Below are 25,058 nucleotides of genomic sequence, written 5' to 3'. Positions count from 1 at the left end.
CGCTACGCGCCCTTGCATTCGTACCTTCATGTGACCTCCACCACATGACCACTTATCGCGGTCAGCCAATCACTTTCCGCTGCCAAAACCAACGAACTCACTGGTCAACACGCCATTCGGAATAAACGCAATTACCGGAAGCCCGGCTGCATCGGGGATGCCGTCCCGCGGCGATTGTCGGACAGGAGCGCCGGGTATGCCGCGCCGAGGGGGGACCGATGGTCGACAGCAGGGAACATGGGCGGTATTTCGCCCCGGCTTGGGCTGCGATCCTGATTTTCGCGGCTCTCGCCTGGATCGTGACGGTTCGGCAGGCGGGGGGCATGGGGGTCGGGCCGGGCACGATGGGTCTGACGTTGCCGATCTTCCTGGTGCTCTGGGTGATCATGATGGCGGCGATGATGCTGCCGTCGGTGGCACCGGTGGCGCTCGGCTGGGCGCGAGCGATCAGAAGGCGGTCGAGCGGGCTCGCGCAGGCCGGGCGGATCGTCCAGTTCCTGCTCGGCTACCTGGTGGTGTGGGCGGCGTTCGGGGCGCTGGTGTTCGGGCTGCTCGCCCTGACGGATCGCTGGCTGGGCGCGGCGCCCGAGGCGGGGCGGTGGATCGGCGCGGGCGCGTTCGCGCTGGCCGGTGCGCAGCAGTTCGGGCCGCTCAAGCGCGTCTGCCTGCGGCACTGCCGTTCGCCGTTCACCCAATTGCTGCACTACAGCGGGTTCGGCGGGCCTGGACGCGACTTCCGGGTGGGGGCGCACCACGGGGGCTACTGCGTGGGCTGCTGCTGGGGGCTGATGATCGTGCTGATCCCGCTTGGCGTCATGAACGTCGCGGCGATGGCGGGCCTGGCCGTGCTGATCTTCCTGGAGAAACTGTGGCGCCACGGCCGTGCGCTTTCCTACGTGGCGGGCGCCGTGTTCCTGGTCCTCGCGGTCCTGGCGCCCTTCCAGCCCTGGCTGCTGCCGGGACTGTCGATGCAGGACTAGGCCTCAGGTGTCGATGAACGACTTTCCCGCCGTCTTCCTGGTCACCGAACGCTCCCCTTCACCTGCCCTGACTAGCGTAAACTCCCGGCCATGACCGAGATCCACGATCTGCGACGCTTGGCTGCAGGGACAGACCGGGAACTTGCGGACACCCGGACGATGCTCGCCGCGCAGACCAGTCTCATGCAGGCCCTGCGCGAGACGCAGAACGAGCTGAGCCAGACGCAGAAGAGCATGATGATCGTGCTCGGGGAGCAAGGCGCGGCACTCGGCACGCTCATCCTGGAGATCATAAAGATCCAAGACCGGCTCAAGACCATCGAGCGCGAGCACAGCCCGAAGCTGGATGCGCACAGCGCGAAGCTCGATGAGATCTTGACGCTGTTGCGTAGGGACGACAGCGGATAAATCGCGCGCGGCGCGGAGGTCGGGTCTGTCAGGGTGAGGCTCATGGATCTCAGTGACGCCACGCAGCTGGCTCGAGCACTCGGCGATCTCATCCGCGACGCCCATCAGACGATCGATCAGGAGCAGACCCCCGAACTGGTGGCCAGGGTCGTCGGACACCTGGGGTGCGAGCTGCGGCACATCGTGAACGTGGTCGAGCGGCTGCCCGGCTGGGAACACGTCAACCTCCAGCGCGGCATCGACTCCTATCTGACCGCGCACGGGCAACAGGGCGACTGGTTCGGGATCGCCGGACACGGGCGCGACCACGAAGACATCGTCAACATGCTGGCCGGCGCAGCCCGCGGCTGGGAGCGGTACGAGCCGGGCGCGGTGGACTACGCGACGGCCGCGATCGGGCCGGACGAGACGACCGAGGTCATCTCACTCGGGCTGATCCTGGCCTGGTCTCCCGACGGCGCGCCGGTGGTGATCGGGCTGCGCGGCGCGCGGGAGCACACCCCGCAGTGCGAGGTCGTCGTGCTGGCCAAGGAGCGGCCGGACGCCACCCGCACCCGCGACGAGATCTCGCGGCGGATGCGCGAGCACGACGTCTACCAGGGACAGGTGCTGTCGTTCGAGTGGAGCGAGCATCGCGGCAACGACCTGGTGACGTTCCTGCCCAGGCCCGAGCTGGACGCCGCCCAGGTGATCCTGCCGGAGGACGTGCTCGGCACGATCGAACGGCACATCGTGGAGATCGGCGAGCATGCCGTACGGCTGCGCCGGCACGGGCAGCATCTCAAGCGCGGCCTGCTGCTGCACGGGCCGCCCGGCACGGGCAAGACGCACACCGTCCGCTACCTGATGGGCCGGATGCGCGGCTGCACGGTGATCGTCATGACCGGCACGGCGATCAGGTACGTCACCCAGGCGGCGGGCCTGGCCAGGCGGCTGCAGCCGGCGATCGTCATCCTGGAGGACGTCGACCTGGTCGCGCGCGACCGCTCCTACGACGAGGAGGGCAACCCGCTGCTGTTCTCGCTGCTCGACGCGATGGACGGGGTGGGCGCGGACGCCGACGTGACGTTCGTGCTCACCACCAACCGCGCCGACGTCCTGGAGCGGGCGCTGGCCGACCGGCCGGGACGGGTCGACCTGGCCGTCGAGATCCCCAAGCCCGACGCCGACGGCAGGGCCGCGCTGCTGCGCCTGTACGCCAGGGACATCCGGCTCGAGGCCGACCTGGAGCCGATCGTGGCCAGGACCGAGGGCGCCACGGCGTCGTTCTTCAAGGAGCTCGTACGGCGCGCCGTCCTGTCCGCGGGACCCGTGCTCACCGGCGAGCACCTGGAGCGGGCCCTGGACGAGATGCTCGACGAGCGGGCGGCGCTGACCAGGGCCCTGCTCGGCTCGGGCGAGCGCGAACCGGTCCCGTTCATGTGAACTCGGTACGGGTGCGGGTGCTCGCGACGACCCTGCCGCCCACGACGACGTGGCGCGGCGGGGCGTGCAGGGTGAGCGCCTGCCTGACCGTCCGGCCCTCAAGGACCACCAGGTCGGCCGGGGCACCGGGGTCGAGGCGGTGGACGGGCCGGCCGAGCACGCGGGCGGCCTCCACCGTCACCAGGTCGTACAGCATGTCGAGGTCGGTGCGGGCCTCCAGCAGGTGCGCCGCAAGGAACGCGACCTCCAGCAGGTTGTGCCGGCCGAAGGGGTAGTAGGCGTCCTCGATGTCGTCCTGCCCGAGCGCCACCGGCACGCCCGCCTCGGCGAGGGTGCGGACGGGCAGGTGGAGCGGCCCGGTGTGCGGGTCGCTGACGAACCCGAGGCCGGCCGCGCGGCACAGCCCGAGCAGCCGGCGCAGGTAGGGCTCGGGGTAGAGCGCCATCGCGCGGGCGTGCTGCGCGCTGCCGCGCACCCCGGTGGCCAGCATCGCCGAGGCGAGCATCTCGGTGGTGCGCAGCCCGGGATCGCCGGCGTCGTCGACCAGCATCGCCACGCGCCTTCCCGTACGGCGGGCCAGCTCGACCATCCGGCGCACGTGCTCGGCGGCGTCAGCGTCGGTGTACTCGATCCACGGGATCCCGCCCACGACGTCGGCGCCGAGCCGTACCGCCTCCTCGATCAGCTCCTCCGTGCCGGGGCGGCGCAGGAGGCCGTCCTGCGGGAAGGCGACGACGCGCACGTCGACCCGGTCGCGGAACTCCTCGCGCAGCGCCAGCAGGGCCTCCACCCCGGTCAGCCCGGCGTCGGGGTCGACGTCGGCGAAGGCCTGGACGGCGCGGACGCCGTGCCGTACGGATTCCAGCAGCGCCCGCCGGGCGCAGTCGAGGACCGCGGCGGCCGTCTGGTCGCGTTTGACGGCCGCGGCGGCCTCGATCGCCGCCATCGCCGCGCCCATGCCGCCCCCGGTGTAGTCCTCGAGCGCGTGCGTTCCCACCAGGTCGAGCGTGTGCACCTTGCACAGGTGCAGGTGCGCGTCGACGAACGGCTCGGTGACCAGGTTGCCCTCGGCGTCGATCACCGTGCCGGCGTCGGCGTCCGCGTCGGGCGCCACGACGCTCAGCACCCCGCGGTCGGCCCCCAGCATCCACCGCCCCGGCCGCCCCCGCAGCCCAGCGTTGCGAATGAGCAGCTCCACACCACCGACCCTACGACGGTGCGGCGAGCTTCTGGGTGACCATGAGGCGGACCTGCCCGGGCTGGGGTTCGTCGGTGTTCCAGATGTGCCAGTCCTCCCCCACCGGGGTGTTCTGCTTGGTGGGGTACATGACGTACTGGTTGCCGATGAGGGGGTGTGGGTCCGGGGCGGGCTCGGTGATCAGGTAGGTGACCTTGACGCCGCGCTTGTTCAGCTCCGGCAGGACCTGGCCGACGGTCTTGCCCGCGTAGCCCGCCGACGGGCCGGGGATCTGCGGGATGTAGTGCGGCGTGTCGTCGGGGACCAGCTCGCAGGGCGCCACCGGGTTCCGCATGAGGATCGTGCTGGTCTCGGTCCCGTCGTAGACGGGGTCGTCCGACAGGGTCCAGACGAAGGTCTGGCCGGGCTTGAACAGCTTGGTGTCGATCCGCATCTGCCAGCCCTGTTCGTCGGCACCGGCGCCGGGGATGTTGGTGGGCGGCTGGTAGAGGCCGCGCGGGATGTCCTCCACGTAGGCGCCGCGCGGTTCCTGGGCGCACTTCTTGCCCGCGGGCACGTAGTCCACGACGGCGGGCACGTTCAGGCTCCTGAGCTGCCTGGTCAGCCCGGCGGCGTCGTGGAAGTCGCGCACGATCACGTACACGATGCCGTCGGAGTCCTTGGTGACGGCGTAGGCGGTGTCCCTGCCGCCCGTCGAGGAGACCGTGACCACGCTCACCCCCGCGACGACCGCCGCCGCGGCGGCCGTGGCCAGGACCAGCCGACGCCGTGGCCGCCTGGCCGCACGGGCGGCGACGTACTCCTTCAGCTCGGCGAGCCTGCGCTCTTCGAAACCGGCCAGTGATCCGTTCATGAGGTTCCTTCCAGGATGGGATGACCGGGCTCGGCCTGGAGCCGGCGGTGGGCGCGGTGCAGCCGGACCCTGGCGGTGCCGACGCGGATGCGCAGGGCGGCCGCGGCGTCGGCGACCGACAGGCCGTCGACGTCGACCAGCTCGGTCACGGCCCGCAGGCTCTCGGGCAGCCCCGCGATGGCCGACAGCAGCGGGCGGGCGGCGCGTTCCGCGTCGATGCGTTCCTCGAGGCGGGCGATGTCGTCGGCGTCCAGCGGGCGCCGCCCCGCGGCCCTGCCGTTCTTGCGCAGTTCCCTGGCCGCCCGGCGCTGCTCGGAGGCCACCGTGTTGCGCGCGATGCCGAACAGCCACGCCTCCTGGCTGCCCCGGTCGGGCCGGTAGGTGTGGGCGGCGTCGATGGCGGCCAGGAAGACCTCGGTGGTGAGGTCGTCCACCGTGTGCGGATCGCTCGTCCGGCGGGCCACGAAGCGGCTCACGCGTTCGGCGTGTCTTCGGTAGAAGGCCTCGAACGCCGCGGGATCCCGCATCGTCTGCCGGAGATCCTCCGATGGATTGTCTGCCATCCACTGTGCCTTCCGCTGTCTCGGTCCTTTCCCCTTCTTGGAAAGCAGGCAGGCCGGAATTACATCCGCGGTACGGCGAGCGTTCAGACGCCGAAGAGGGCGTGCTCCACGTGGTCGAGGGCCAGCCGTACCGCACCCAGCGCGGCCGACTCAGCGCCCAGCTCCGAGGTGACGACGCGCACCGGGAAGAGGCAGAGGTCGGCCAGTTCCTCGCGCAGCGGCGCGGCCAGCAGCTCGCCCGCGCCCGACAGGCCGCCGCCGAGGACGACCAGCTCGGGGTCCATGGTCAGGACGGCGGCGCCGACGCCCTTGGCCAGGTCGCGGGCGAAGGCGCGGACGATGGCTGTGGCCTCGGCGTCGCCCGCCTGGACGGCCTCGAAGACGCGGTCGCTGCCGCCGAAGGCGAGGAAACGGTCGAAGGCCGTGTACCACCCGAAGGCCCGCATCACCCCGATCTCACCGGCGGCGCCGTTGCGTCCCTGGTGGACCTTGCCGCCGATGAGCAGCCCGGCGGCCAGGCTCCGGCCGGCCAGCAGACACAGCACGTCGCCGGCGTCGACCGCGGCGCCCCTCCAGTGCTCGGCCAGCGCGGCCAGGTTGGTGTCGTTGCCGACCAGGACGGGGCCTTCGGCCAGGCCCTTCAGCTCGGTGGGCAGGTCGACGCCCGCCCAGCCGGGCAGCCTGTCGCTGATCAGTATCCGGCCGTCGGCCGGATCGACCACGCCGGTGGTGGCCACGCCGAGCGCGCGGACCTGCCCGCCGTCGACGCCGGCCGCGCGTAGCGTCCTGCGCACGACGGCGCGGGTGGCGGCGATCCTGTCGGCGGTGCCGGTCTCAGGGGTGACGGAGGTGCGCCTGCGGTCCAGGATGCGGCCCTTGAGGTCGGCGGTGATCGCGAGCACCTTGTGCGGGCCGATGTCGACGCCGACCACGTGACCCGCCTCGGCGCGGAAGCGGTAGCGCTTGGCCGGGCGGCCGACCGGACGCGGATCCCCCACCTGCATGTCGACCTCCTGGACGAGGTCGGGCAGCCCCGCGATGACGTCCTCGACGGTGGCGCGGGAGATGGAGGTGATCTTCACCAGCTGCGTGAGCGTCAGCTCGTCCGCCGCGTGCAGGGCGCGGAGCACGGCGGCCGCGTTGAGGCGGCGGAGCAGCGAGGGGTCCTGTCCTGTCAGGGTCACGATCCGATCGTAGGGCATTGCGAATTATTTGAGGAACCTCTAAAAATATGGCGTGCGCCCCCCAGCAGAAGGGATCGTCATGAAGAAGGTCACCGTCCTGGCCGCCGCCGCGTTGGCACTGGCGGCCTGCGCCCCCGCGGGCAGTGACGACCAGCAGCCGACGGCCGGGAAGAAGGAGATCTCCTTCCTGGTCTTCGAGACGCCCAACCTCACCCCGCAGTACTGGGACGAGGCCATCAAGCGCGTCACCGACAAGCACCCGGACATCGTGGTGAAGAAGCTGGTCGCGCCGAGCGCGGGCGAGCGCAACGCCTACGCCAAGCAGCTGCTGGCCTCCGGCCAGCTGCCCGACGTGATGCAGGCCGTCGCGCCCAGCGGGCTCGCCGAGGGCGGCAACCTGTACGCCTGGAGCGAGGAGGAGCTCAAGAACTACGACTACCCGCACTCCAACCCGCTGGGCGGCAAGATCTACCAGCTGCCCTACAACTCCCAGCCGACGCCGCTGGTCTACTACAACAAGAAGCTGTTCGCCGAGGCCGGGATCGCCGCACCGCCGAAGACCTACGCCGAGCTGCTCGACGACGCGGCCAGGCTCAAGGCCAAGGGCGTCAACCCGTTCGTGGTGGGCGGCGGCGGCAAGGACGCCTTCGCCGCCGGCTACCTGTGGATCGCGCTGGTGGGCGCCGACGTCTACGCCAAGGAGCCGGACTTCCTGGTCAAGCGGCGCAAGGGCGAGGTGAGGTTCTCGGATCCGCTGTTCGTCGGAGCCACGCGGAAGTTCGCCGACCTGGTCGCCAAGGGCTACGTCGACAAGGCAGGGCTGAGCCGCGACTACCCCTCGACGGAGAAGGCCTTCCTGGACGGCAAGGGCGCCATGTACCCCATGGGCTCGTGGTTCGCGGCGGTCAAGACACCCTTCGACGTGGGGGTGTTCGCCTGGCCCACCGACGGCGGGGAAGCGGTCGTGCCCTCCTACACCGGCGGCGGCCCGATCGTGAACGCGCACTCCAGGAACCTGGAGGCGGCCAGGACGTTCGCGCTGGAGTTCAACCAGAACGCCGCCAACAACGATGTGCTCGTCAAGAGCGACGCCGCGATCATCGCGATCAAGGGTTACCGGCCCCCGCAGATGGGCCCGGTCTACAACGCCACGCTGGAGGTGCTCAAGTCGGCCAGGGCGGTCAACGCCTTCACCGTCGAGACGGGTGACGACTCGCTGCTGCCCGGCGTGGGCGACAAGGTGTTCGCGCTGGCCCAGGAGATCATCGCGGGCAAGACCGACGGCGCGGCCGCGGCCAGGGCGCTGGATCAGGAATGGGTCAGGGCGGGCGGGCAGTGAACCGGCTCACCTACCTGCTGAGCTTCGTCGCGCCGGGGGTGCTGGTCTACGGCTGCTTCGTGCTGGCGCCGATCCTGCTCAGCTTCGGCTACAGCCTCACCAACGCGAGCCTGGTCAACCCGCGGACGAGCTTCGTGGGGCTGGCCAACTACGCGGATCTGCTCACCGACCCGGCGTTCCTGACCTCGCTCAAGGTGACCACGATCCTGACGCTGATCGTCGTGATCGTGCCCAACGTGGCCGGGGTCGGCGTGGCCGTCCTGCTCGATCGCCGGGGCTGGCTGTACAACGCGCTGCGCAGCGTGTTCTTCGTGCCCGTCGTGCTCAGCTCCGTGGTGGTCAGCGTCGTGTGGATGGCGATGCTGCAGGACGACGGGCTGATCAACCGGCTGTTCGGCATCCGGGTGGGCTGGCTGTCGGACCCGGACCTGGCGCTGTACTCGATCGGGATGATCATCAGCTGGCAGATGCTCGGCTTCTGCTCGGTCGTCTACCTGGCCGGGCTGCAGGGCGTGCCGCGCTCGCTGATCGAGGCCGCCTCGATCGACGGCGCGACCGCGTGGACGCGCTTCCGCAAGGTGACCTGGCCGCTGCTGGCGCCCGCGCTGACCACGAACACGGTGATGCTGCTGATCACCGGCTTCAAGGCCTACGACCACATCCAGGTGCTCACCGCCGGCGGGCCCGGGCTCGGCACCACGGCCACGCTCGCCTTCGACGTCATCCAGATCGGCTTCACCGCCAACCGGACGGGCGAGTCGTCGGCGATGGCGATCCTCATGCTCGTGATCGTCGCGGTGGTCTCCGGCGTGGTGCTGCGCCTGCTCAACCGCCGGGAGGTGAACCTGTGAGGAGGCTGCTGGCGGTCGCCGTGGCTGGCGCGTTCTTCCTGCCGCTCTACCTGGTGGTGGCCAACGTCTTCAAGCACGGGCCGGACATCACCGCCGCGCCCGCCGCGCTGCCGATCCCGCCCACGCTGGACAACCTCGTGCAGGCTTTGACGCGGCCCGACGGGCTGTTCTGGAACGGCCTGATCAACAGCGTGAGCGTGACGCTGCTGTCGATCGTGATCCTCACGGTCGTGTCGGCCATGCTCGGCCACTACATCTGCCGGACACCCTCGCGGGTCGCCCGGGCCATCCTGCTGGTGCTGCTGGCCGGGCTGATGATCCCGCCGCAGGTGATCCTGGTGCCGGTCACCCAGGTGCTCAACCTGACCCACCTGATGGGCACGATCAGCGGCCTGGTCCTGTTCAACGTCGGCTACTACGTCCCGTTCGGGGTGTTCGTCTTCTCCGGCTTCATCCGGGCCATCCCGGTGGAGCTGGAGGAGGCGGCCGCGATGGACGGCTCGGGCAAGTTCGGCACGTTCTGGCGGGTGGTCTTCCCGCTGCTGCGGCCGGCCACGGCCAGCGTGCTGATCTTCCTGGGCGTGTGGATCTGGAACGACTTCCTCAACCCGCTGATCATCCTGGGCCCGGCCGGGGGCACCACCGTCACGGTCGGCGTCTACCGGGCGCTCGGCCAGTACCAGCGGGACTACGGCGGCATGTTCGGCCTGATGGTGCTGTCGGCACTGCCGATCCTGATCTTCTATCTCGCGCTGCAGAAGCACTTCGTCAAGGGACTCACCGGGGGAGCTGTCAAAGGATGATCAACCTGAGGGACCACGTCGGGGAGGTCCTCGACCGGCCGATCACGCTGGCCGTCGTCGGCGCCGGCGCGCGCGGCGCCGCCTACGCCGAGCTCGCCGCCTCCTGGCCCGAGCGGGTGCGGGTGGTGGCGGTCGCCGAGCCGGTCGAGGAGGTCAGGTCGCGCTTCGCCGTACGGCACGGCCTGCCGTACTCCATGGCCTTCGGCGACTGGCGGGACCTGGCGGCGCGGGGACGGATCGCCGACGCCGTGATCGTGGCGACGCTCGACGCCGACCACCTGGCACCCGCCAGGGTGCTGGCCGAGCAGGGCTACGACATCCTGCTGGAGAAGCCCATCGCCCCCACCGAGGCCGACACCGTGGCGATCGGCGAGGTGGCGGCGCGCACCGGCGCGATGATCGCGGTGTGCCACGTGATGCGGTACACGCCCTACACCCGGCGGCTGCGCAGGGAGCTGCCGCGCATCGGTGACATCGTGTCGATCGAGCATCTGGAGCCGGTCGGCTGGTACCACTTCGCGCACTCCTTCGTGCGCGGCAGCTGGCGGCGGACCGACGAGTCCACGTTCGCGCTGCTGGCCAAGTCCTGCCACGACATCGACTGGCTCGGCCACCTGGTAGGCCGGCGGGTCGAGCGGGTGTCGTCCTTCGGCGGGCTGCGGCACTTCCGTGCCGACCAGCGGCCCGAGGGCGCGGGCGAGCGCTGCCTGGAGTGCCGGATCGAGCGGTCCTGCCCGTACTCGGCGGTGCGGTTGTACACGACCGGGCTGCGCGAGGGCGGCACCAAGCGGTACTTCACCCGGGTCGCGACCGGCGGCGTGCTCACCGAGGAGGCCGTGACCAGGGCGCTGGCCGAGGGCCCCTACGGGCGGTGCGTCTATGCCAGCGACAACGACGTCGTCGACCACCAAGTGGTGAACCTGGAGTACGAGGACGGCGTCACCGCCTCCTTCACGATGACCGCCTTCACCCCGCTGGAGAACCGGCACACCAAGATCTTCGGCACGCGGGGACAGCTCACCGGCGACGGGCGGTTCATCCACGTCTATGACTTCCTGTCCGAGCAGACCACGACGATCGACACCTCCGTGGACGGCTCGAGCGCGGCCGAGGGCCACGCGGGCGGCGACGCGGCGCTGATGGAAGCGTTCGTCCTGGCCCTGCACGAGGGACGGCCGGAGCTGGTGCTGTCGGGGATCCAGGAGAGCGTCGACAGCCACCAGGTGGTCTTCGCCGCCGAGCGGGCCCGCCGCACGGCCACCGTCCAGACCCTCTGATAGAGACTGGCGGGATCCTGACCTGCGCGGTTAGCTGAAGTTGTGTCCGTCACGGTAGCCATGGCCGGAGACACCATGCTCGGGCGCGGCGTGGCCGAGCAGATCGACCGCGGGGCGAGCGTCCGGTCGCTGTTCTCCGCCGAGGTGCGGGCCCTGCTCGCCGGGGCCGACTTCGTGCTGCTCAACCTGGAGTGCTGCATCTCCGACCGCGGCAGTCCCTGGGGCGGCCCGGCCAAGGTGTTCCACTTCCGCGCCCCGCCCAGGGCCGCCGACCTGCTGAGCGAGCTCGGCGTCGGCTGCGTCACGCTGGCCAACAACCACGCGCTCGACTTCGGCTACGACGCCCTGGCCGACACCTTCGACCACCTGGCCCGCGCCGGCATCCGCTTCGTGGGCGCGGGCCAGGACGAAGCCGCCGCCCACCGGCCCGCCGAGCTCGACATCGGCGGGCTCCGGCTGGGCGTGGTCGGCTTCGCCGACCATCCCGCCGACTTCGCCGCCAGGGCCGGACGTCCCGGCACCGCCTACGCCGACCTCGACGCAGGCGTGCCCGCGTGGCTTCCCGCCACGATCGGCGAGCTGCGCGAACACGTCGACGTGGTCCTGGTCACGCCGCACTGGGGGCCCAACATGATCACCGAGCCGCTGTCGTCGGTGCGCACCGCGGCGCGGGCCCTGATCGAGGCGGGGGCCGACCTGGTGGCCGGGCATTCCGCCCACGTCTTCCACGGCGTCGCCCCGCCGGTCATGTTCGACCTCGGCGACTTCATCGACGACTACGCCCGCCACCCCCGCCTGCGCAACGACCTGGGCCTGCTGTGGCTGATCACGCTCGACAAGTACGGTCCGGTACGGCTGGCCGGCGTCCCGATCCGGCTCGACTACTGCCGCACCCGGATCGCGTCGGGCGACGACCTGCGGTGGGTCCGTGAGCGGCTCGCCGCCGCGTGTGCCCGCCTCGGCTGCGCCGTACACCAGGACGAGGACGCGCTGACGGTGGAGTGCTCTTAGCGGAACGCTGCCCGAGGCTTTGCCATGAGGTGCTCGAGGTGCGGCGTAGCGTGGCTGACGGACCGTACGGCCGGCACGGCCTCCCCGGGGTGCCGGCCGTACCCGTCGGGTGCGCCTAATTCTGGGCCGTCCGGTGCGCGGGTTTCGCTGGTGTTCTTCCGGCGCTTCACGCGTTCCGTGGTGCGGGCCGTGTTAATGCTTTGGGTAGGTTGCCCCGCTTCGGAAGAACCCGGATGAGCGATGACGAGTTCGCGACCGTGGAGCACAGCCTCCCCGGTCGGCGCAGGTACCTGCCCTGGAGCGGTCCACCGCTGATCCTGGCGACGCCGGGTACCAGGGTCGTCCTGGCAGGCACGGCACGGCACGCCGCGGGATCCCGATTACCCTCCATCCCCGCCGTCTCCACGACGCTGGACGACCTGGCCGCCTGTCTGCTCAGGTCGGCCGGGCTCGCGCCCGAGTCGCTGACCGTCATGGCCGACCCGGGGACCCCCGCAGACCTGAGCGAGGCCCTGGCCACGGCCGCCGGGCAGGCCACGTCGGTGCTCATGTTCCACTACGTCGGCCACGGCGTGATCAGCGCGGACAACGAACTCCATCTCGCCACCCGCGCCACCGTCGACCTCGGCCGCGGGGCGCCCGGCTACCAGGCGCTCCCCTACTCCGTCGTACGGCAGGTGGTCGGCCAGTCCAGGGCCGAGCTCGTCGTCATCGTGCTGGACTGCTGCTTCTCCGGCAGAGCGCGGGGCGGTGGGGCCCGCGCGGTCGACCACATCTTCGACAGCACCGGGGCGGGCGCCTACCTGCTGGCCTCCTCCAGCCCCGACGAGGCGTCCTGGGCGCTGCCCGGAGAGCGGAACACCGCCTTCACCGGCCAGCTCATCAAGCTGCTGACCAGGGGAGATCCCGCGGGTCCCGCGGTCTTCACGCTCGACGCCGCATACCGGCACCTGGCCAGGGCGCTGCCGGAGCTGGGACTGCCCCGCCCGCGGCGGCACGCCACCGACCTCGGCGACCGGCGGGCCTTCGCGCTCAACCGGGCTTATGTCCCGCCCGCGGCGCCGCCTCCGCCGTCGCCCGACCCGCTCTCCGACGAGGAGAGCCCGTATCGGGGCCTGACCGCCTTCGGGCCATCCGACGCGGACCTGTTCTTCGGCCGTGAGGAGCTGACCGCGTCGATCGCGCGCCGGGTGCGGGAGCAGTTCGAGCTGGGCGGGCCGCTCGTGATCACCGGCCCGTCAGGGTCGGGGAAGTCCTCGGTGCTGCGTGCCGGGGCGATCCCGGCGCTGCGCCGCGGGGACGCGCGGGAGGTCCGGTCGATCGTGCTGACCCCTGGGGCCGACCCGCTGGGCGCGCTCGCCCGCAGGCTCGCCGAGCTCGGCGGCCACGACCCCGAGGGCCTGCGGCAGCACCTCGGGGGCGATCCGGGACTGGCCCGCGCGCTGCTTTCGCTGCTGCCCGGGCGCCGGCTCATCGTGGTCGACCAGTTCGAGGAGCTGTTCACGGCCTGCCCTGACGAGGCCGCGCGGCGGCACTTCATCGACGTGCTCGCCGAGATCTGCCGGGGCGCTCCGGCCGCGGCGGTGACGCTCGCCGTACGGGCGGACTTCTTCGGGCACTGCGCCGCCTATCCGGCGCTGCTGCCCGCACTGCAGCGGCCCGAGGTGGTCGGGCCGATGGCGCGGGCGCAGCTGCGCGCGGTCATCGAAAGGCCCGCCGCCCGCGCCGGGCTGGCGCTGGAGAGCGGGCTGACCGACCTGCTGCTCGACGATCTCGGCTCGTACGAGGCCGCGGGACGCGCGGGCAGCGTGCTCCCCCTCCTGTCGTACGCGCTGCTGGCGACCTGGCAGCGCAGGAGCGGCAACGTGCTCACCCTGGCCGGATACCGCGCCTCGGGAGGGATCGCCCGTTCGCTCGCGCAGAGCGCCGAGGAGACGCTGCGTGAGCTGGGGGCCGATGCCGAGCCGGTCGTTCAGCGGCTGCTGCTGCGGCTGGTGCACCTCGACCAGCGGACCGACGACACCAGGCGCCGCGTGCCGCTCGCCGACCTGGTCGGTGCGGGCGGCGCGGAAGGGGACGTGCTGGGAGAGTTCGTGCGGGCGCGCCTGATCACCGTGGACGAGGACAGCGCGGAGCTCACGCACGAGGCGCTCATCCGCGCCTGGCCCCGGCTCAGGAAGTGGATCGAGACCGACAGGGCCGAGCTGCTGGTCAGGCAGCGCCTGTCCGAGGACGCCGACGACTGGCATCGCCACTCCCGCGACCCGGCCTACCTCTACCTGGACAGCCGGCTGGAGGCCGCGCGGGCCGCCACGAGCAGGTCCTCCGATCTCACCGCCGGCGAGCGCGCGTTCCTCGACGCCTCGCAGCGGCGGGTACGGCGGCGCCGCCGTACCGTGGTCTCCGCGGTGGCGACGCTGGCCGTGCTGCTTCTGGTGGCCACCTCGGCGGGGCTGTTCGCGCTCCGGCAGGGCCGTGAGGCCGTCGACCAGCGCGACCGCGCGCTGGCCAGGCAGCTCGTCGACACGGTCACCTCGACGCAGGACCGCACGCTGAGCGGGTTCCTGGCGCTGACCGCCTTCCGGCTCGCGGACCTGCCGGAGACCCGCGGGGCGCTCCTCAGCTCGCGCACCTGGCAGATCGGCACGCGGCTCACCGGTCACAGCGGCTTCGTGAACGACGTGGCCTTCACCCCGGACGGCCGGCGACTGGCCAGCGCGTCCGACGACCGGACGATCCGCCTGTGGGACGTGCCCGACCCCGCGCACGCCCGGCTCCTGCGGGTCGCGGACGGCCACCCTGGCGGTGTCCGCGCCCTGGCGTTCCGTCCCGACGGCCGCGTGCTCGCCTCGGCCGACAGCACGGGCACGGTGCGGCTGTGGTGGGCCGACGGGCTCAGGACCACCGCCTCCTTCCGCGCCGGCGACCAGGGGATCAAGGCGGTCGCCTTCGACCCCGCGGGGCGGCTGCTCGCCCTGGCTTCGCAGGATCACACGGTGCACCTGTGGGACGTGTCGGACCCGGCGCACCCACGGCCCGTATCGGTCCTTCGCGGCCACGCCGACACGGTGAGCGACGTGGCCTTCAGCCCCGACGGCCGGGTGCTGGCCTCCGCCTCCTTCGACGTCTCGGCCCGGCTGTGGGACGTGGCCGACCCTGCCAGGCCGCGCCCGCTGTCCCGGTTCAACGGGCACGTCAAACCGCTGGAGGCCGTGGCCTTCTCCCCTGACGGCCGCACGCTCGCCACCGGCTCCGACGACTCGCACGTCGTGCTGTGGAAGGTCGCCGACCCGGCCCGCCCGGTCAAGACGGCGACGCTGGCCGACGCGGGCGGCACCGTCTTCGACCTGACCTTCGGCGCCGACGGCCGCACCATGTACGGCTCGTCCTACGACGACACGACGTGGATCTGGCGGATACCGGAGAGCGGGCCTCCTGTGCTCGAATCCGGCCTGGCAGGTCACACGAGCTCCGTTCTCGCCGTGGCGGTCCGGCAGGACGGGCTCGTCGCGACCGCCTCGGGCGACATGACGGTCCGGCTGTGGCGGCCCGGCCTGGCAGGGGACACGCCCCGGCTGCCACGGCTGCCCTCCCACCCCGGCTTCGCCCTGGAGGATGTGGCGTTGAGCCCCGACGGGCGCACCCTGGTGGACGCGGCCGACGACGGCACCGCCCGGCTGTGGGACGTGAGCGACAGCTGGCACCCGCGCCCGCTCGGAACGCTGGCCGGGCACCGCAACAACATCATGCGGGCCGTTTTCGACCCCGGCGGCAACCTCGTGGCGACGGCCTCGTGGGACACGACCGTCAAGCTGTGGGCCGTGGCCGACCCGCTCCGTCCGGTGATGCTGGCCACCCTCCGGCCGGGCAGGCAGAACGCCTTCTCGGTCCACTTCACCAAGGACGGCCGGCATCTGGTCACCGCCGCCCAGGATCCCGCGGTCGTCTTCTGGGACATCGGCGACCCCGCGCGGCCACGGCGGGTCGCCACCATATCCGACCTGCCGGAGAAGGTGACCGACATGGCGCTGAGCCCGGACGGATCCATCCTGGCCATGGCGACCACGGACAACCAGGCGTACCTCTACGACGTACGGAACGTCGAACGTCCGAAGCGGCTGGGGACGCTGAGCGGGCACACCGGCGCCGTCAACAGGGTGGCGTTCACGCGGGACGGGCGCGAGGCGGTCACGGCGGGGGACACCACGGCACGCCTGTGGGACGTCTCCGTGCCCGCGCACCCGCGGCAGCTCGGCGTGCTGGCCGGCCACACCGCGCCCGTGATCGGGCTGGCCGTGTCCGCGGACGGCCGGACGGTGGCCACGGCCGGCCAGGACGCGACCCTGCGCCTCTGGGACGTCACCGACCCCGCCCACCCGCGCCCGTCGGCGGTGATGAAGCGCGGACAGGACTCGCCGACCGCGCTCGCCTTCGCCGGGAACGGGATGCTGCTGGCCGGAGTGACCAGCGGCCAGGTGCAGACCTGGAACGCCGACGTGAGCCGGGCGATCCGCTACGTCTGCGGCGCCGGCGGAGCGATCATGAGCGAGAAGGAGTGGCGCCAGTACGTCCCCGACCTCCCCTACGACCCGCCATGCCGATGAACGACAAGGAAGGGCCCATGGACGGCACCATCGCGATCCTGCGCGCGAACACCCCTGACCAGCTGCGCGAGCTGTACACCTGGCTCAGCGCGGAACCGGAGCTGCGCGGCCTGCTCAGGCTGGCCGAGGCTTCTCCCCCGCCGGGGGCGCTCGGCGGCGCGGTCGAGTCGGTCCAGGTCCTGCTCGGCGCCCCGGTGGCGGTGGTCGTCGGCGGTGTCGTGGCGTGGCTGCGGTACCGGACGAGCGACGTGCGTATCAAGGTCAGGGCGACGGAATCGGCCACGGAGGTCGAGCTGAACGCCCACCGGCTCTCCTCGCTCGACTCCGCGGGCATCAAGGCGCTGACCGAGCAGATCACCCTCACCCTGGCCCAGGAGCGGCAGAACCGCGAATGAACGGGCCTTTCCAGGGCTAGAGACGCCGGCCGTACCCATCAGAGCCACCCCGCGCCGCGGGAGACGCGGATGGCCCCTGCGCCGCCGTGAATAATTCCAGGGCTCGATATGGCAAAGGCATGCGGGACCTTTAGTGACTCTGCTTGGGACTTTGGTCCCTATTTGCGGTGGTAGCGTGCCAGGAAGCATGGCTTTCTGACGTCCAACGGAGAGCCACATGACCACTTCTCATGACCACCCAGGGTTGCGCGCGAGAGTGTCGTCGCGGCCGGGTGGCGTGCTGTCGATCAGTGGCGAGCTGGACCTGGCAACCGCGCAGGCGCTGCGCGACATCGTCCACGACGCGCTCGCCCGGCACAAGACCACGCTCGTGCTCGACCTGTCCGGGGTGCGCTTCTGCGACGTGATCGGGCTCGGCGTGCTGCGCGCGTGCGCGGCCGACGCCGAGTCGAGCGGCGGTCGCCTCGAGTTGATCGGCATCCCTGAGCAGCTGCGGCGTGTGATGGAGATCAGCGAGGCGGCATCACGGTCTCCGTCCCCGGGAGCGTGAGGGAGGCTCGGATCATGTACGCGCTGGTGATCTACGAGTCGATGTTCGGTAATACCCGGCGCGTGGCGGAGGCGGTGGCGAAGGGGCTGTCCTCCCACCTGCGTGCCGAGACCGTCGAGGTGAGCAGAGCTCCCGACTCCGTCGGCGGCGAGGTCGGCCTGCTCGTGATCGGCGGACCGACGCATGCCTTCTCCATGACCAAGCCGACCACCCGGGCCTCGGCCGCGCGGCACGCGACCAAGCCGCTGGTCTCGCCCGGCATCGGCATCCGCGAGTGGCTCGACCGGGCCCGACTGGGCCACGTCCAGGCGACCGCCTTCGACACCCGGGTACGGCACATGCCCGGGTCGGCCGCGCGCGCCGCGGTCACGCGGCTGCACCGGCTGGGCGCCACGATCGCCGGGTCCACGCAGAGCTTCTACGTCATCGACGCGACAGGGCCGCTCATGGACGGCGAGCTGGAACGGGCCCGGGACTGGGGCGAGCAGCTCGGCGCCGCCTACGGGAGGCCGGTTCGACGCGGCGGGCTCGAACGGTGCGACGGGCCCTGCTGAAAGCAGGGTCAGCGGGCGTGGATGCGACGGCCGGTGATCTGGTGCGGGACGATCCTGACGTACAGGTTCCGCTCGCCGCCGGCCCAGGGGGTGACGTCGACGTCGGGCGCCTGCGTCAGGTGATGGGCGGGACCCTGGACCAGGACGCTCCACCCCTCCCTGCAGGCCTCGTCGATGCAGTCGACCTCGAAGGCGATCTTGATGTCCACGCCTTCCACCCCGGTGCGCAGATCATCGTCCATCGGGCCGCCGTCCGCGGTCCTGAAGACGATCGCCCCCTCGTGCACGCGGTAGTTGACCGGCATCACGGTGGGCCCGCGCGGCCCTTCGAAGGCCACGCGCCCGATGCCGCCCTTCTCGATGAGCCGCAGGCACTCCTGCGTGTCCAGCCGCTCGAACACCGGATCGGCCATCGCCTGCCCGTGCCCTGGCGGCCGGTCGGTACGCCCGCCGAGCAGTTCGTCGACCGTGGTCTGCAGCGCTGACGCGAGCTTGAACAGCGCTCCCCCGCTGGGCGAGCCTGGCTGCTCCTCCAGATACTGCAGATATCCGGGCGACATGCCGGCGAGCTCGGCTACCTGCTCCCGGCTGAGTCCGAGTCGTTCGCGGTGGTGCACGATGCGACGCCCCAGATCGCTACCCACAGTCATGATGCTACTCCTCCCTGCCTCACCCCCGACGCTACGAACGCGCCCCCTCAGCCACCACGGCCGTAGGGCCCGCATCCACGGGACCTACGGCCTGAACCGGACGTCACCTCCGGTCACGACGACGGTGACCGTACGAGGGTCGGCGTGCCGAGCAGGACGCGGTGGTCGGAGCAGGCCTTGCCGCCGCGGCTGAGCGGGGACGGCTGGGCGTCGCCGGTCGAGGCCGAAGGGACGTGGTCGGCCTCGTGGGTGAAGATCATGTCGATCTCGCAGGGCCGCCCGTGGTGTCGGCTTCGACCGTGCCCTCGCCGTACCCGGGGCAGTGCGCGGGATCGTTGTCGTCAGCCTCCCGGTAGTGGCCGTTGCTGGGCGTGTCGACCTGGGAGGAGGAGAAGCCGTCCATGCGGCCGAAGTCGTTGAGGTCTCCGGCCAGGATCACCTGGTACCCGGCGGCGTGGTAGGCGCCGAGGTGGGACCGGCCGGGGCGGCCGCGGCGACGAGCCCGTCGGTGGTGGGACCGTGGTGCGTCGTGCTGCCCGCCCGGCGGAAGATCTACGCGATGGGTCCGAGCCACGTCCCGCCGGAGACGTCCACCGTCTGGCCCGTCACGAAGCGGCCCTGCGGGCCTGCCAGGAAGCCGACGACGTCGGCGACGTCCTCCGGCTCGCCGAGCCGCCCGAGCGCGGTGATGGCCTCGATGCCGGCGACCACCTCGGGGATGTGGCTGTAGCCGGCGGTCATGTCGGTCCTGATCGCGCCGGGCGCGATCGTGTTCACGGTGATGCCGCGCCTGCCGAGCTCGTTGGCCAGCGTCGGGGCCATGGCCTCCAGCGCCGCCTTGGTGATCGTGTAGCCGATCTGCATGGTGACCGCGAAGCGGCTGGCCGCCGAGCCCATGTTGATGATCCGGCCACCGTCGTTCAGCAGCGGCAGCGCGCGCTGGATCACGAAGAACGGCGTGCTCACGTTGACCGCGAGCAGCCGCTCGAACTCCTCGGGGGTGACCTGGGAGATGGGGTTGGTCGAGGCGATGCCCGCGTTGTTGACCAGGATGTCCAGCCCGCGTCCCGCCAGCCCGGCGGTCAGCCCGCCGAACAGCTCGTCCAGCGCGCCGGGCTCGCCGAAGCGGGCTTGCACGGCGAACGCCTGGCCGCCTGCCTCCTCGATGCGTGCCACGCTCTCCTTGGCCGCCGCTTCGTTGCCGCCGTAGTGTACGGCGACCAGCGCGCCCTCCGCGGCCAGCCGCAGCGCGACCGCCCGCCCGATCCCCCGCGACCCGCCCGTCACCAGCGCCGTCCTGCCGGTCAGCGTGCCCATTGTCGTACTCCCTCACTCGGTGGCCGGCCCTCGGTGGATCCGGCGATGGGTCAACAGTGCCGAGGACCGCTCACCGCACACTCACCGCCGCCTCACCGCCACACCCGAGCCGGTGAGCCATCACCCCGGGCGGTGAGGCGGCCCCCGGGCGCTGAGGCGGCGCCCCGGTGGTGTGGCCACGCCCCGGTGGTGTGGCCACGCCCCGGTGGTGTGGCCGCGCCCCGGTGGTGTGGCGGCGTAACGGCGGCCGGCCCCGCATCGCCGGAGGAGCGTCTCCCTGGACAGGGCCCGGCCGAAGTGCGGCGACTGGCGGTGGGGCGGCTTGCAGTACCTAGGTCAGAACGTCGGCGAGGCAGGCGGCGAAGGCGCGGGGGCGGAAGACCGAGCCGTTGTGCCCGCCGGGGAAGGTGGCGTAGGCCACGCCGAGGGCGTCCGCGAGGCGGATCGCGCACTCGCGGGCGAAGATCGTGCCCGACGTCTCACCGACCGCGGGCACGATGCGGGCCGCCTTGAGCGCGTCCACGTCCAGGATGTGCCGTCTGACGGCGGGCGCGTCGTACGTCAGGAAGAACTCGAGGTTGGGCACCCGCTCGGGCCCAGGCGGCGTGAGCGCGACGTCGGGCTCGCGATCGGACGGGTCGACACCCGCCAGCACGGCGAACTCGCGCAGCGCGGCCAACGCTCCCGAGGCGGCGAACGTGGCCTCCACCGAGCTCTGCGCCGCGGCGGCGCGCTCCCGCTCGGGCTCGGTCAGGAGCTGCGTGGCCGGCGGTTCGTGCGCGACGAGCGTGCGGACCTGCTCGGGATGGCGGCCGGCGAACTCCAGGGCGATCAGCGCGCCGATGCTGCTGCCGCAGACGTACGCGGGCTCGCTCGTGAGCGCGGCCAGCAGGTGGTGCACGTCGTCGGCGTGGGTGGTGATGTCCGGCGCGCCCGCCTCCGGGGAGATCCGGCTGGCAGAAAGGCCGCGGCGGTCATAGGTGAGCACCGTGTAGCGGTCGGCCAGGTGCCCCGCGAGCGTGGAGCTGACGCCGGCGTCGCCGTCACCGCCCGCGATCAGCAGCAGGAGCGGGCCCGTGCCCCTCAGCACGTAGTGCAGGGACGCTCCGGGAACCTCAATTACATCTGATTTCTGATGCATCATAATTTAGATATATCATGCCTGGCATGAACGGGCTCGAGCTTTTCCTCCTCGGACACCGGCTGATCGAGATCGGCCAGGAGGCCATCCCTCGCTCCGGCTTCCACGCCCTTCCCGCCGGGGCACGAGCGGTGCTGGTGGACGCGTTCCGTCACCCGGGCAGCTCCATCGGGGAGATCACCGAGCGGACCGGGTTGCCGCAGAGCCTCGTGTCGTCCGCGGTGGCCAGGTTCAGGGACGAGGGCGTGATGACGACGGAGCCCGACCCGGCCGATCGGCGACGGACTCTGGTGTCTCCCGCGCCGGGCATGCCCGAGCAGGGGAAACGGCATGCCGCGACGGCGACCGTGGACGCGGCGCTGGCCCGGGCGCTGGGGGTCGAGGAGTCCCGGGTCGCGGTGCTGGTGGAGACGTTGGAGGAGCTGGCCGAGGCACTCGGAGCACGCGCGGGGGATGAACACCGGCCACGGTCCTGAGGCAGGCCGTACGAGGAACGCCCGGCATTTCCCGGCTTTTGCCGCGATCATGGAAGTGATCCCGAGGCCCGAGGAGCGAGCATGCCCGCACTGGAAGGTGCCGCCGCGGCGGCGGCCAAGGCCGTCGCGCAGCGTGCCGCGCAGGAATGGCTGGCGTTCCGCTCCGCCCGTCAGGAGCGCAACTCGGACCTGAGCGCGCTGATCAGGAGCGAGCTCCCCGACCGCCTGGTCAGGCGCAGTTTCCAGCGCCAGGTGGAGGCGATCGCCGACGGGGTGGACCGCCGGCTGCTCGCGCTCGTCGAGCAGGAGTACGGCGGGCTGTCCAGCAACGACAGGGCCGCCGCGCTGCTCGAGGCCGTCGCAACGCTGCAGCGGGCCGACTTCTCCGACCGGGCGGTCTTCGACGCCGCGGCCGACCCGATCCTGCTGGCCAGGCGGATCCGAGGGCAGGTCGCCGACCCGCGCCCGCAGCTCGGCGAGGCGGGCGGGCAGCTCTACGACGTGCTGCTCGAGGAGTGCGTCGAGTGCGTGGTGCGCATCCTGCAGCAGCTGCCGCAGTACCTGCCCAGGGCCGCCACCGAGCTGCTCGGCAGGACGTCCCGGCTCGGCGAGCAGCTCGACGAGCTGGGCAGGCAGGTCTCGACGATCATGGCCAGGCTGCCCGCGCGGACGCTCGACGCCCCGGCGGGCGTGCAGGACGACGCCGAGTTCGAGCGCCGCTACCTCGAGCACGTGAGCAGGACGCTGGACGAGGTCGAGCTGTTCGGCGTCCGGGTGGAGAACTTCCGGCCGCGGGTCACGCTGAGCATCGCCTACATCAGCCTGTCTGTCTCGGCGGACAGCCGCGGGCCCGAGCGGGAATGGCCGCGGTTCGGCGACCTGACGGACGCGCCCGCCCACCACGGCGCGACCACGTTACCCGCCGAGAGCGCGCTCGGGCGGGCGCCGCGAACGCTGCTCAGAGGCGACGCGGGGTCCGGCAAGAGCACGCTGCTGCGCTGGCTGGCGGTCACCGCGGCGCGCGGCGGCTTCCAGGGCGAGCTGGCCGGGTGGAACGGCTGCGTGCCGTTCGTCGTCAAGCTCCGCAGCCACCCTTCCGGGGTCCTGCCGGGTCCCGAGGACTTCCTGGCCGACGTCGCGGGCCCGCTGGCCGGGCGGATGCCCGCGGGGTGGGCGCACCGCGTCCTGGAGTCCGGGCGGGCGCTCCTGCTGGTCGACGGGGTGGACGAGCTGGCCGTACGGCACCGCCCGGCCGTCAGGCAGTGGCTGCGCGGTCTGATGTCCGCCTACCCGGAGATCAGGACCGTGGTGACCTCCCGCCCGGCCGCCGCGGACGCGCGGTGGCTGGAGGTGGAGGGTTTCGCCTCGGTCGTGCTGGAGCCGCTGACGCCGTTCGACCTGCGCGAGCTGGTACGCCAGTGGCACGTGGCGATGCGCGGCTCCAGGAGCCTGCCGTGCGCGCCGGTGAAGCTGGACGAGTACGAGGGCGCGCTGCTCGCCCGGCTCGAGGGCGGCAGGCACCTGCAGCTGCTGGCCTCGTCCCCGCTGCTGGCCACGATGCTCTGCGCGCTCAATCTGGACCGGGGCAAGCAGCTCCCGCGCAACCGGATGGGGCTGTACGCGGCGGCGCTCGAGCTGCTGCTCGAGCGGCGCGACGTCGAGCGCGGCATCTCCGCGGAGGTCGTGCTCGAACCCGAGCAGAAGATCCGCATCCTGCAGGACCTGGCCTGGCAGCTGACGGTGTGGGGCCGCTCGGAGCTGTCCAAGGTGACCGCGCTGCGCCGCGTCGCCGACAAGATCGCGACCATGCCCCGGGTGGAGGCGACGGCCGAGGCCGTCCTCGACCACCTGCTCCAGCGCAGCGGCGTGATCAGGGAACCCGTCATGGGGCGGATCGACTTCGTCCACCGCACGGTGCAGGAGTACCTCGCCGCCAAGCAGGCGGCCGACGACGCCGACGTGGAACCCCTCATCGAGCGGGCGCACCTGGACCAGTGGCGCGAGACCGTCGTGATGGCCGCCGGGCACGCCAACGCCCCGGTGCGCCGCGAGCTGCTCGCCGGGCTGCTCGATCGGGCCCATCAGGGCGACCGGCACTCCCGGCGGCTGCGCCTGCTGGTGGCGGGGTGCCTGGAGACCGTGCAGGAGCTGCCCTCCGACCTCAGGGAGCGCATCGACGCCTGCCTGGCCGAGGTGATCCCGCCCCGCAACGACGCCGAGGCCAGGTCGCTGGCCCTGGCCGGGACGGAGGCGCTGCGCCGCCTGCCCGTCGACCTGCGAGGCCTGACGACGGCCAGGGCGGCCGCGACCGTCCGCACGTGCTGGCTGGTGAACGGGCCTGAGGCGCTGGCGAAGCTGGCCGGGTACGCCGGTGACGGCCGCAGGGAAGTCAGGAGCGAACTGTTCACCGGCTGGCCGTACTTCGACCCTGACACCTACGCAGCCGAGGTCCTCGCCGAGGTCGAACCACCTCTCGGAAGCGTGGACATCGAAAGTCGCCGGATGTTCGACGGCGTCGGACGGCTCAGGAAGGTCAACGAGCTGGACGTCAGGTGCTCCGTCGACGATCTGGGCTTCCTCAGGAAGGTCGCGCCCCTGTCCTCTCTGGCGGTGCGGGAGCTGGACGGCGCCACGCTGGAGGACCTGACGTGCCATCCGGCGCTGACGTGGCTGTGGATCCACTTCAGGCCGCAGCGGCAGGTGGATCTCGAGGCACTCTCCCGGTTGCCCGAACTGTCGGAGCTCAAGCTGCGCGGGGTCGACTTCACCGACCTGCGGTTCCTGGACACGGTCGCGGCCATGAAATCGCTGGTGCTGGACGACCTGAGCCGGGTGCGCGACTTCACCCCCGTCGCCCGCCACACGGGATTGCGAAGCCTTTCGCTCTACAAGGCAGACCTGCGGGATCTTACGTTCATCGCCGGCCTTCCCGCCCTGGACTATGTCCTGCTGAACGCCTCCACGGTCGACGGAGACCTGGAGGCGGTCGTGTCGGCCACGCCTCGGCTGGAGCATCTCTCACTCTTCAACAGCGACTGGGTGAGCGACCTGGGTCCGCTTCGTGATCGCCGCCTGTACAGGCTGCAGGTGGGTGAGTGCGCGAACGTGCGGGACCTGACTCCCATCGCCGACCAGCAGAACCTGTCCATCCTGTTGCTGCGGGCCACGGGTGTCACCGATCTCGGCCCGATCGCGGGTCTGTACAACCTCCGCTATGTGAACGTCCACGGCAGCCGCGGGATCAGCGACCTCAGCCCGCTGGCGTCCCTTCCGGCCCTGGAGAGCGTCTCCCTCGGCGGCACCGCGCCCACGCTCGACCTGTCCCCTCTGGCGGGGAAGCAGAACCTCACCGTGTACGTGGACAGCACCCAGGAGTTGCGCAACACCCGGCTGCTCCACCGGAGCGTCAAGATCGTCCGCTCCTAGCGGCCGTGCCGTACCAGAAGACGGCGCGGGCCCCCCGCCCGCGCCCTCTGCAC

The 25,058-nt window shown here is 71.6% G+C and carries 23 protein-coding genes; 14 read left to right on the top strand and 9 right to left on the bottom strand.

What is annotated here, in order from left to right:
* Nucleotides 1–323: 323 nt before the first annotated feature.
* From KIK09_RS29070 to KIK09_RS29060, 3 genes are all read left to right on the top strand, one after another.
* Nucleotides 324–980 (top strand): DUF2182 domain-containing protein, encoded by a 657-nt coding sequence (locus KIK09_RS29070; protein WP_214322575.1) that lies wholly within the window; start codon nt 324–326, stop codon nt 978–980.
* Between the two features lie 90 nt (nt 981–1,070).
* Nucleotides 1,071–1,388: a hypothetical protein gene (locus tag KIK09_RS29065; protein ID WP_214322574.1), complete on the top strand. Its 318-nt coding sequence runs from the start codon at nt 1,071–1,073 to the stop codon at nt 1,386–1,388.
* A gap of 42 nt (nt 1,389–1,430) precedes the next feature.
* Complete coding sequence (locus KIK09_RS29060) at nt 1,431–2,813, top strand: AAA family ATPase (protein ID WP_214322573.1); 1,383 nt, start codon at nt 1,431–1,433, stop codon at nt 2,811–2,813.
* Here KIK09_RS29060 and KIK09_RS29055 read toward each other — a convergent pair.
* The 4 genes from KIK09_RS29055 to KIK09_RS29040 all read right to left on the bottom strand — a co-directional run bounded on the left by KIK09_RS29055 (nt 2,806) and on the right by KIK09_RS29040 (nt 6,611).
* Nucleotides 2,806–4,011, bottom strand: a complete 1,206-nt coding sequence (locus KIK09_RS29055; RefSeq protein WP_214322572.1) for an amidohydrolase family protein — start codon at nt 4,009–4,011, stop codon at nt 2,806–2,808. The genes KIK09_RS29060 and KIK09_RS29055 overlap by 8 nt on opposite strands.
* A gap of 10 nt (nt 4,012–4,021) precedes the next feature.
* Nucleotides 4,022–4,864 carry a hypothetical protein gene (locus KIK09_RS29050; protein ID WP_214322571.1) on the bottom strand — a complete coding sequence of 281 codons (843 nt, stop codon included), beginning with the start codon at nt 4,862–4,864 and terminating at the stop codon, nt 4,022–4,024.
* On the bottom strand, nt 4,861–5,427 hold the full coding sequence (locus KIK09_RS29045; protein WP_214322570.1) for an RNA polymerase sigma factor: 567 nt from the start codon (nt 5,425–5,427) through the stop codon (nt 4,861–4,863). Before KIK09_RS29045 ends, KIK09_RS29050 begins: the two co-directional genes overlap by 4 nt.
* A gap of 83 nt (nt 5,428–5,510) precedes the next feature.
* Complete coding sequence (locus KIK09_RS29040; protein WP_214322569.1) at nt 5,511–6,611, bottom strand: ROK family protein; 1,101 nt, start codon at nt 6,609–6,611, stop codon at nt 5,511–5,513.
* A 79-nt stretch (nt 6,612–6,690) separates the two neighbouring features.
* Between KIK09_RS29040 and KIK09_RS29035 the strand changes: the two genes are divergently transcribed.
* The 9 genes from KIK09_RS29035 to KIK09_RS28995 all read left to right on the top strand — a co-directional run bounded on the left by KIK09_RS29035 (nt 6,691) and on the right by KIK09_RS28995 (nt 17,995).
* On the top strand, nt 6,691–7,950 hold the full coding sequence (locus KIK09_RS29035; protein WP_214322568.1) for an ABC transporter substrate-binding protein: 1,260 nt from the start codon (nt 6,691–6,693) through the stop codon (nt 7,948–7,950).
* Nucleotides 7,947–8,801 (top strand): carbohydrate ABC transporter permease, encoded by an 855-nt coding sequence (locus KIK09_RS29030; protein WP_214322567.1) that lies wholly within the window; start codon nt 7,947–7,949, stop codon nt 8,799–8,801. The genes KIK09_RS29035 and KIK09_RS29030 overlap by 4 nt, the downstream gene beginning before the upstream one ends.
* Nucleotides 8,798–9,604: a carbohydrate ABC transporter permease gene (locus KIK09_RS29025; RefSeq protein WP_214322566.1), complete on the top strand. Its 807-nt coding sequence runs from the start codon at nt 8,798–8,800 to the stop codon at nt 9,602–9,604. The genes KIK09_RS29030 and KIK09_RS29025 overlap by 4 nt, the downstream gene beginning before the upstream one ends.
* Complete coding sequence (locus KIK09_RS29020; RefSeq protein ID WP_214322565.1) at nt 9,601–10,881, top strand: Gfo/Idh/MocA family protein; 1,281 nt, start codon at nt 9,601–9,603, stop codon at nt 10,879–10,881. The genes KIK09_RS29025 and KIK09_RS29020 overlap by 4 nt, the downstream gene beginning before the upstream one ends.
* Nucleotides 10,882–10,923: 42 nt before the next feature.
* Nucleotides 10,924–11,892, top strand: coding sequence for a CapA family protein (locus KIK09_RS29015; RefSeq protein WP_214322564.1), 969 nt, complete (start codon nt 10,924–10,926; stop codon nt 11,890–11,892).
* A 233-nt stretch (nt 11,893–12,125) separates the two neighbouring features.
* Entirely contained in the window at nt 12,126–16,496 is a 4,371-nt protein-coding gene (locus tag KIK09_RS29010; RefSeq protein WP_214322563.1) for a caspase, EACC1-associated type, read from the top strand.
* Nucleotides 16,497–16,513: 17 nt separating this feature from the next.
* A complete protein-coding gene (locus KIK09_RS29005) occupies nt 16,514–16,891 on the top strand; it encodes an effector-associated constant component EACC1 (protein WP_214322562.1) in 378 nt (125 codons plus the stop codon).
* A gap of 217 nt (nt 16,892–17,108) precedes the next feature.
* On the top strand, nt 17,109–17,441 hold the full coding sequence (locus KIK09_RS29000; protein ID WP_214322561.1) for an STAS domain-containing protein: 333 nt from the start codon (nt 17,109–17,111) through the stop codon (nt 17,439–17,441).
* Between the two features lie 14 nt (nt 17,442–17,455).
* Entirely contained in the window at nt 17,456–17,995 is a 540-nt protein-coding gene (locus KIK09_RS28995; protein WP_214322560.1) for a flavodoxin family protein, read from the top strand.
* A gap of 8 nt (nt 17,996–18,003) precedes the next feature.
* Here the strand turns inward: KIK09_RS28995 and KIK09_RS28990 are convergent, their stop codons facing one another.
* The 5 genes from KIK09_RS28990 to KIK09_RS28970 form a co-directional block, all read right to left on the bottom strand.
* Nucleotides 18,004–18,645 (bottom strand): helix-turn-helix domain-containing protein, encoded by a 642-nt coding sequence (locus KIK09_RS28990; RefSeq protein ID WP_214322559.1) that lies wholly within the window; start codon nt 18,643–18,645, stop codon nt 18,004–18,006.
* Between the two features lie 113 nt (nt 18,646–18,758).
* Complete coding sequence (locus tag KIK09_RS28985; protein WP_214322558.1) at nt 18,759–18,905, bottom strand: hypothetical protein; 147 nt, start codon at nt 18,903–18,905, stop codon at nt 18,759–18,761.
* Nucleotides 18,902–19,084: a hypothetical protein gene (locus KIK09_RS28980; protein ID WP_214322557.1), complete on the bottom strand. Its 183-nt coding sequence runs from the start codon at nt 19,082–19,084 to the stop codon at nt 18,902–18,904. Before KIK09_RS28980 ends, KIK09_RS28985 begins: the two co-directional genes overlap by 4 nt.
* Before the next feature lie 113 nt (nt 19,085–19,197).
* Nucleotides 19,198–19,962, bottom strand: coding sequence for an SDR family NAD(P)-dependent oxidoreductase (locus KIK09_RS28975; RefSeq protein ID WP_214322556.1), 765 nt, complete (start codon nt 19,960–19,962; stop codon nt 19,198–19,200).
* Nucleotides 19,963–20,293: 331 nt separating this feature from the next.
* A complete protein-coding gene (locus tag KIK09_RS28970; protein WP_214322555.1) occupies nt 20,294–21,052 on the bottom strand; it encodes an alpha/beta fold hydrolase in 759 nt (252 codons plus the stop codon).
* A gap of 77 nt (nt 21,053–21,129) precedes the next feature.
* Here KIK09_RS28970 and KIK09_RS28965 point away from each other — a divergent pair, with 77 nt between their 5' ends.
* Both KIK09_RS28965 and KIK09_RS28960 read left to right on the top strand, forming a co-directional pair.
* Nucleotides 21,130–21,579, top strand: a complete 450-nt coding sequence (locus KIK09_RS28965; RefSeq protein ID WP_250573955.1) for a MarR family winged helix-turn-helix transcriptional regulator — start codon at nt 21,130–21,132, stop codon at nt 21,577–21,579.
* 81 nt (nt 21,580–21,660) lie between these two features.
* The gene (locus KIK09_RS28960) at nt 21,661–25,005 is read left to right on the top strand and encodes an NACHT N-terminal Helical domain 1-containing protein (RefSeq protein ID WP_214322553.1); all 3,345 of its coding nucleotides are present in this window, start codon (nt 21,661–21,663) and stop codon (nt 25,003–25,005) included.
* The last annotated feature ends 53 nt before the right edge of the window (nt 25,006–25,058 follow it).

Origin of the sequence: Nonomuraea sediminis (assembly GCF_018531495.1) — a bacterium.
Lineage (GTDB): Bacteria > Actinomycetota > Actinomycetes > Streptosporangiales > Streptosporangiaceae > Nonomuraea > Nonomuraea sediminis.
Note: the sequence above shows the minus strand (reverse complement) of the source record. Positions and strands in the feature narration are given on the sequence as shown.

Bases quoted from the DNA above. Each gene is read 5' to 3' on its own strand.
- KIK09_RS29005 (WP_214322562.1), top strand. From the start codon at position 16,514: ATGGACGGCACCATCGCGATCCTGCGCGCGAACACCCCTGACCAGCTG.
- KIK09_RS29000 (WP_214322561.1), top strand. From the start codon at position 17,109: ATGACCACTTCTCATGACCACCCAGGGTTGCGCGCGAGAGTGTCGTCG.
- KIK09_RS28995 (WP_214322560.1), top strand. From the start codon at position 17,456: ATGTACGCGCTGGTGATCTACGAGTCGATGTTCGGTAATACCCGGCGC.
- KIK09_RS29070 (WP_214322575.1), top strand. From the start codon at position 324: ATGGGGGTCGGGCCGGGCACGATGGGTCTGACGTTGCCGATCTTCCTG.
- KIK09_RS28965 (WP_250573955.1), top strand. From the start codon at position 21,130: ATGAACGGGCTCGAGCTTTTCCTCCTCGGACACCGGCTGATCGAGATC.
- KIK09_RS29065 (WP_214322574.1), top strand. From the start codon at position 1,071: ATGACCGAGATCCACGATCTGCGACGCTTGGCTGCAGGGACAGACCGG.
- KIK09_RS28975 (WP_214322556.1), bottom strand. From the start codon at position 19,962: ATGGGCACGCTGACCGGCAGGACGGCGCTGGTGACGGGCGGGTCGCGG.
- KIK09_RS29035 (WP_214322568.1), top strand. From the start codon at position 6,691: ATGAAGAAGGTCACCGTCCTGGCCGCCGCCGCGTTGGCACTGGCGGCC.
- KIK09_RS29045 (WP_214322570.1), bottom strand. From the start codon at position 5,427: ATGGCAGACAATCCATCGGAGGATCTCCGGCAGACGATGCGGGATCCC.
- KIK09_RS28990 (WP_214322559.1), bottom strand. From the start codon at position 18,645: ATGACTGTGGGTAGCGATCTGGGGCGTCGCATCGTGCACCACCGCGAA.
- KIK09_RS29010 (WP_214322563.1), top strand. From the start codon at position 12,126: ATGAGCGATGACGAGTTCGCGACCGTGGAGCACAGCCTCCCCGGTCGG.
- KIK09_RS28960 (WP_214322553.1), top strand. From the start codon at position 21,661: ATGCCCGCACTGGAAGGTGCCGCCGCGGCGGCGGCCAAGGCCGTCGCG.
- KIK09_RS29050 (WP_214322571.1), bottom strand. From the start codon at position 4,864: ATGAACGGATCACTGGCCGGTTTCGAAGAGCGCAGGCTCGCCGAGCTG.
- KIK09_RS29020 (WP_214322565.1), top strand. From the start codon at position 9,601: ATGATCAACCTGAGGGACCACGTCGGGGAGGTCCTCGACCGGCCGATC.
- KIK09_RS28985 (WP_214322558.1), bottom strand. From the start codon at position 18,905: ATGATCTTCACCCACGAGGCCGACCACGTCCCTTCGGCCTCGACCGGC.
- KIK09_RS29060 (WP_214322573.1), top strand. From the start codon at position 1,431: ATGGATCTCAGTGACGCCACGCAGCTGGCTCGAGCACTCGGCGATCTC.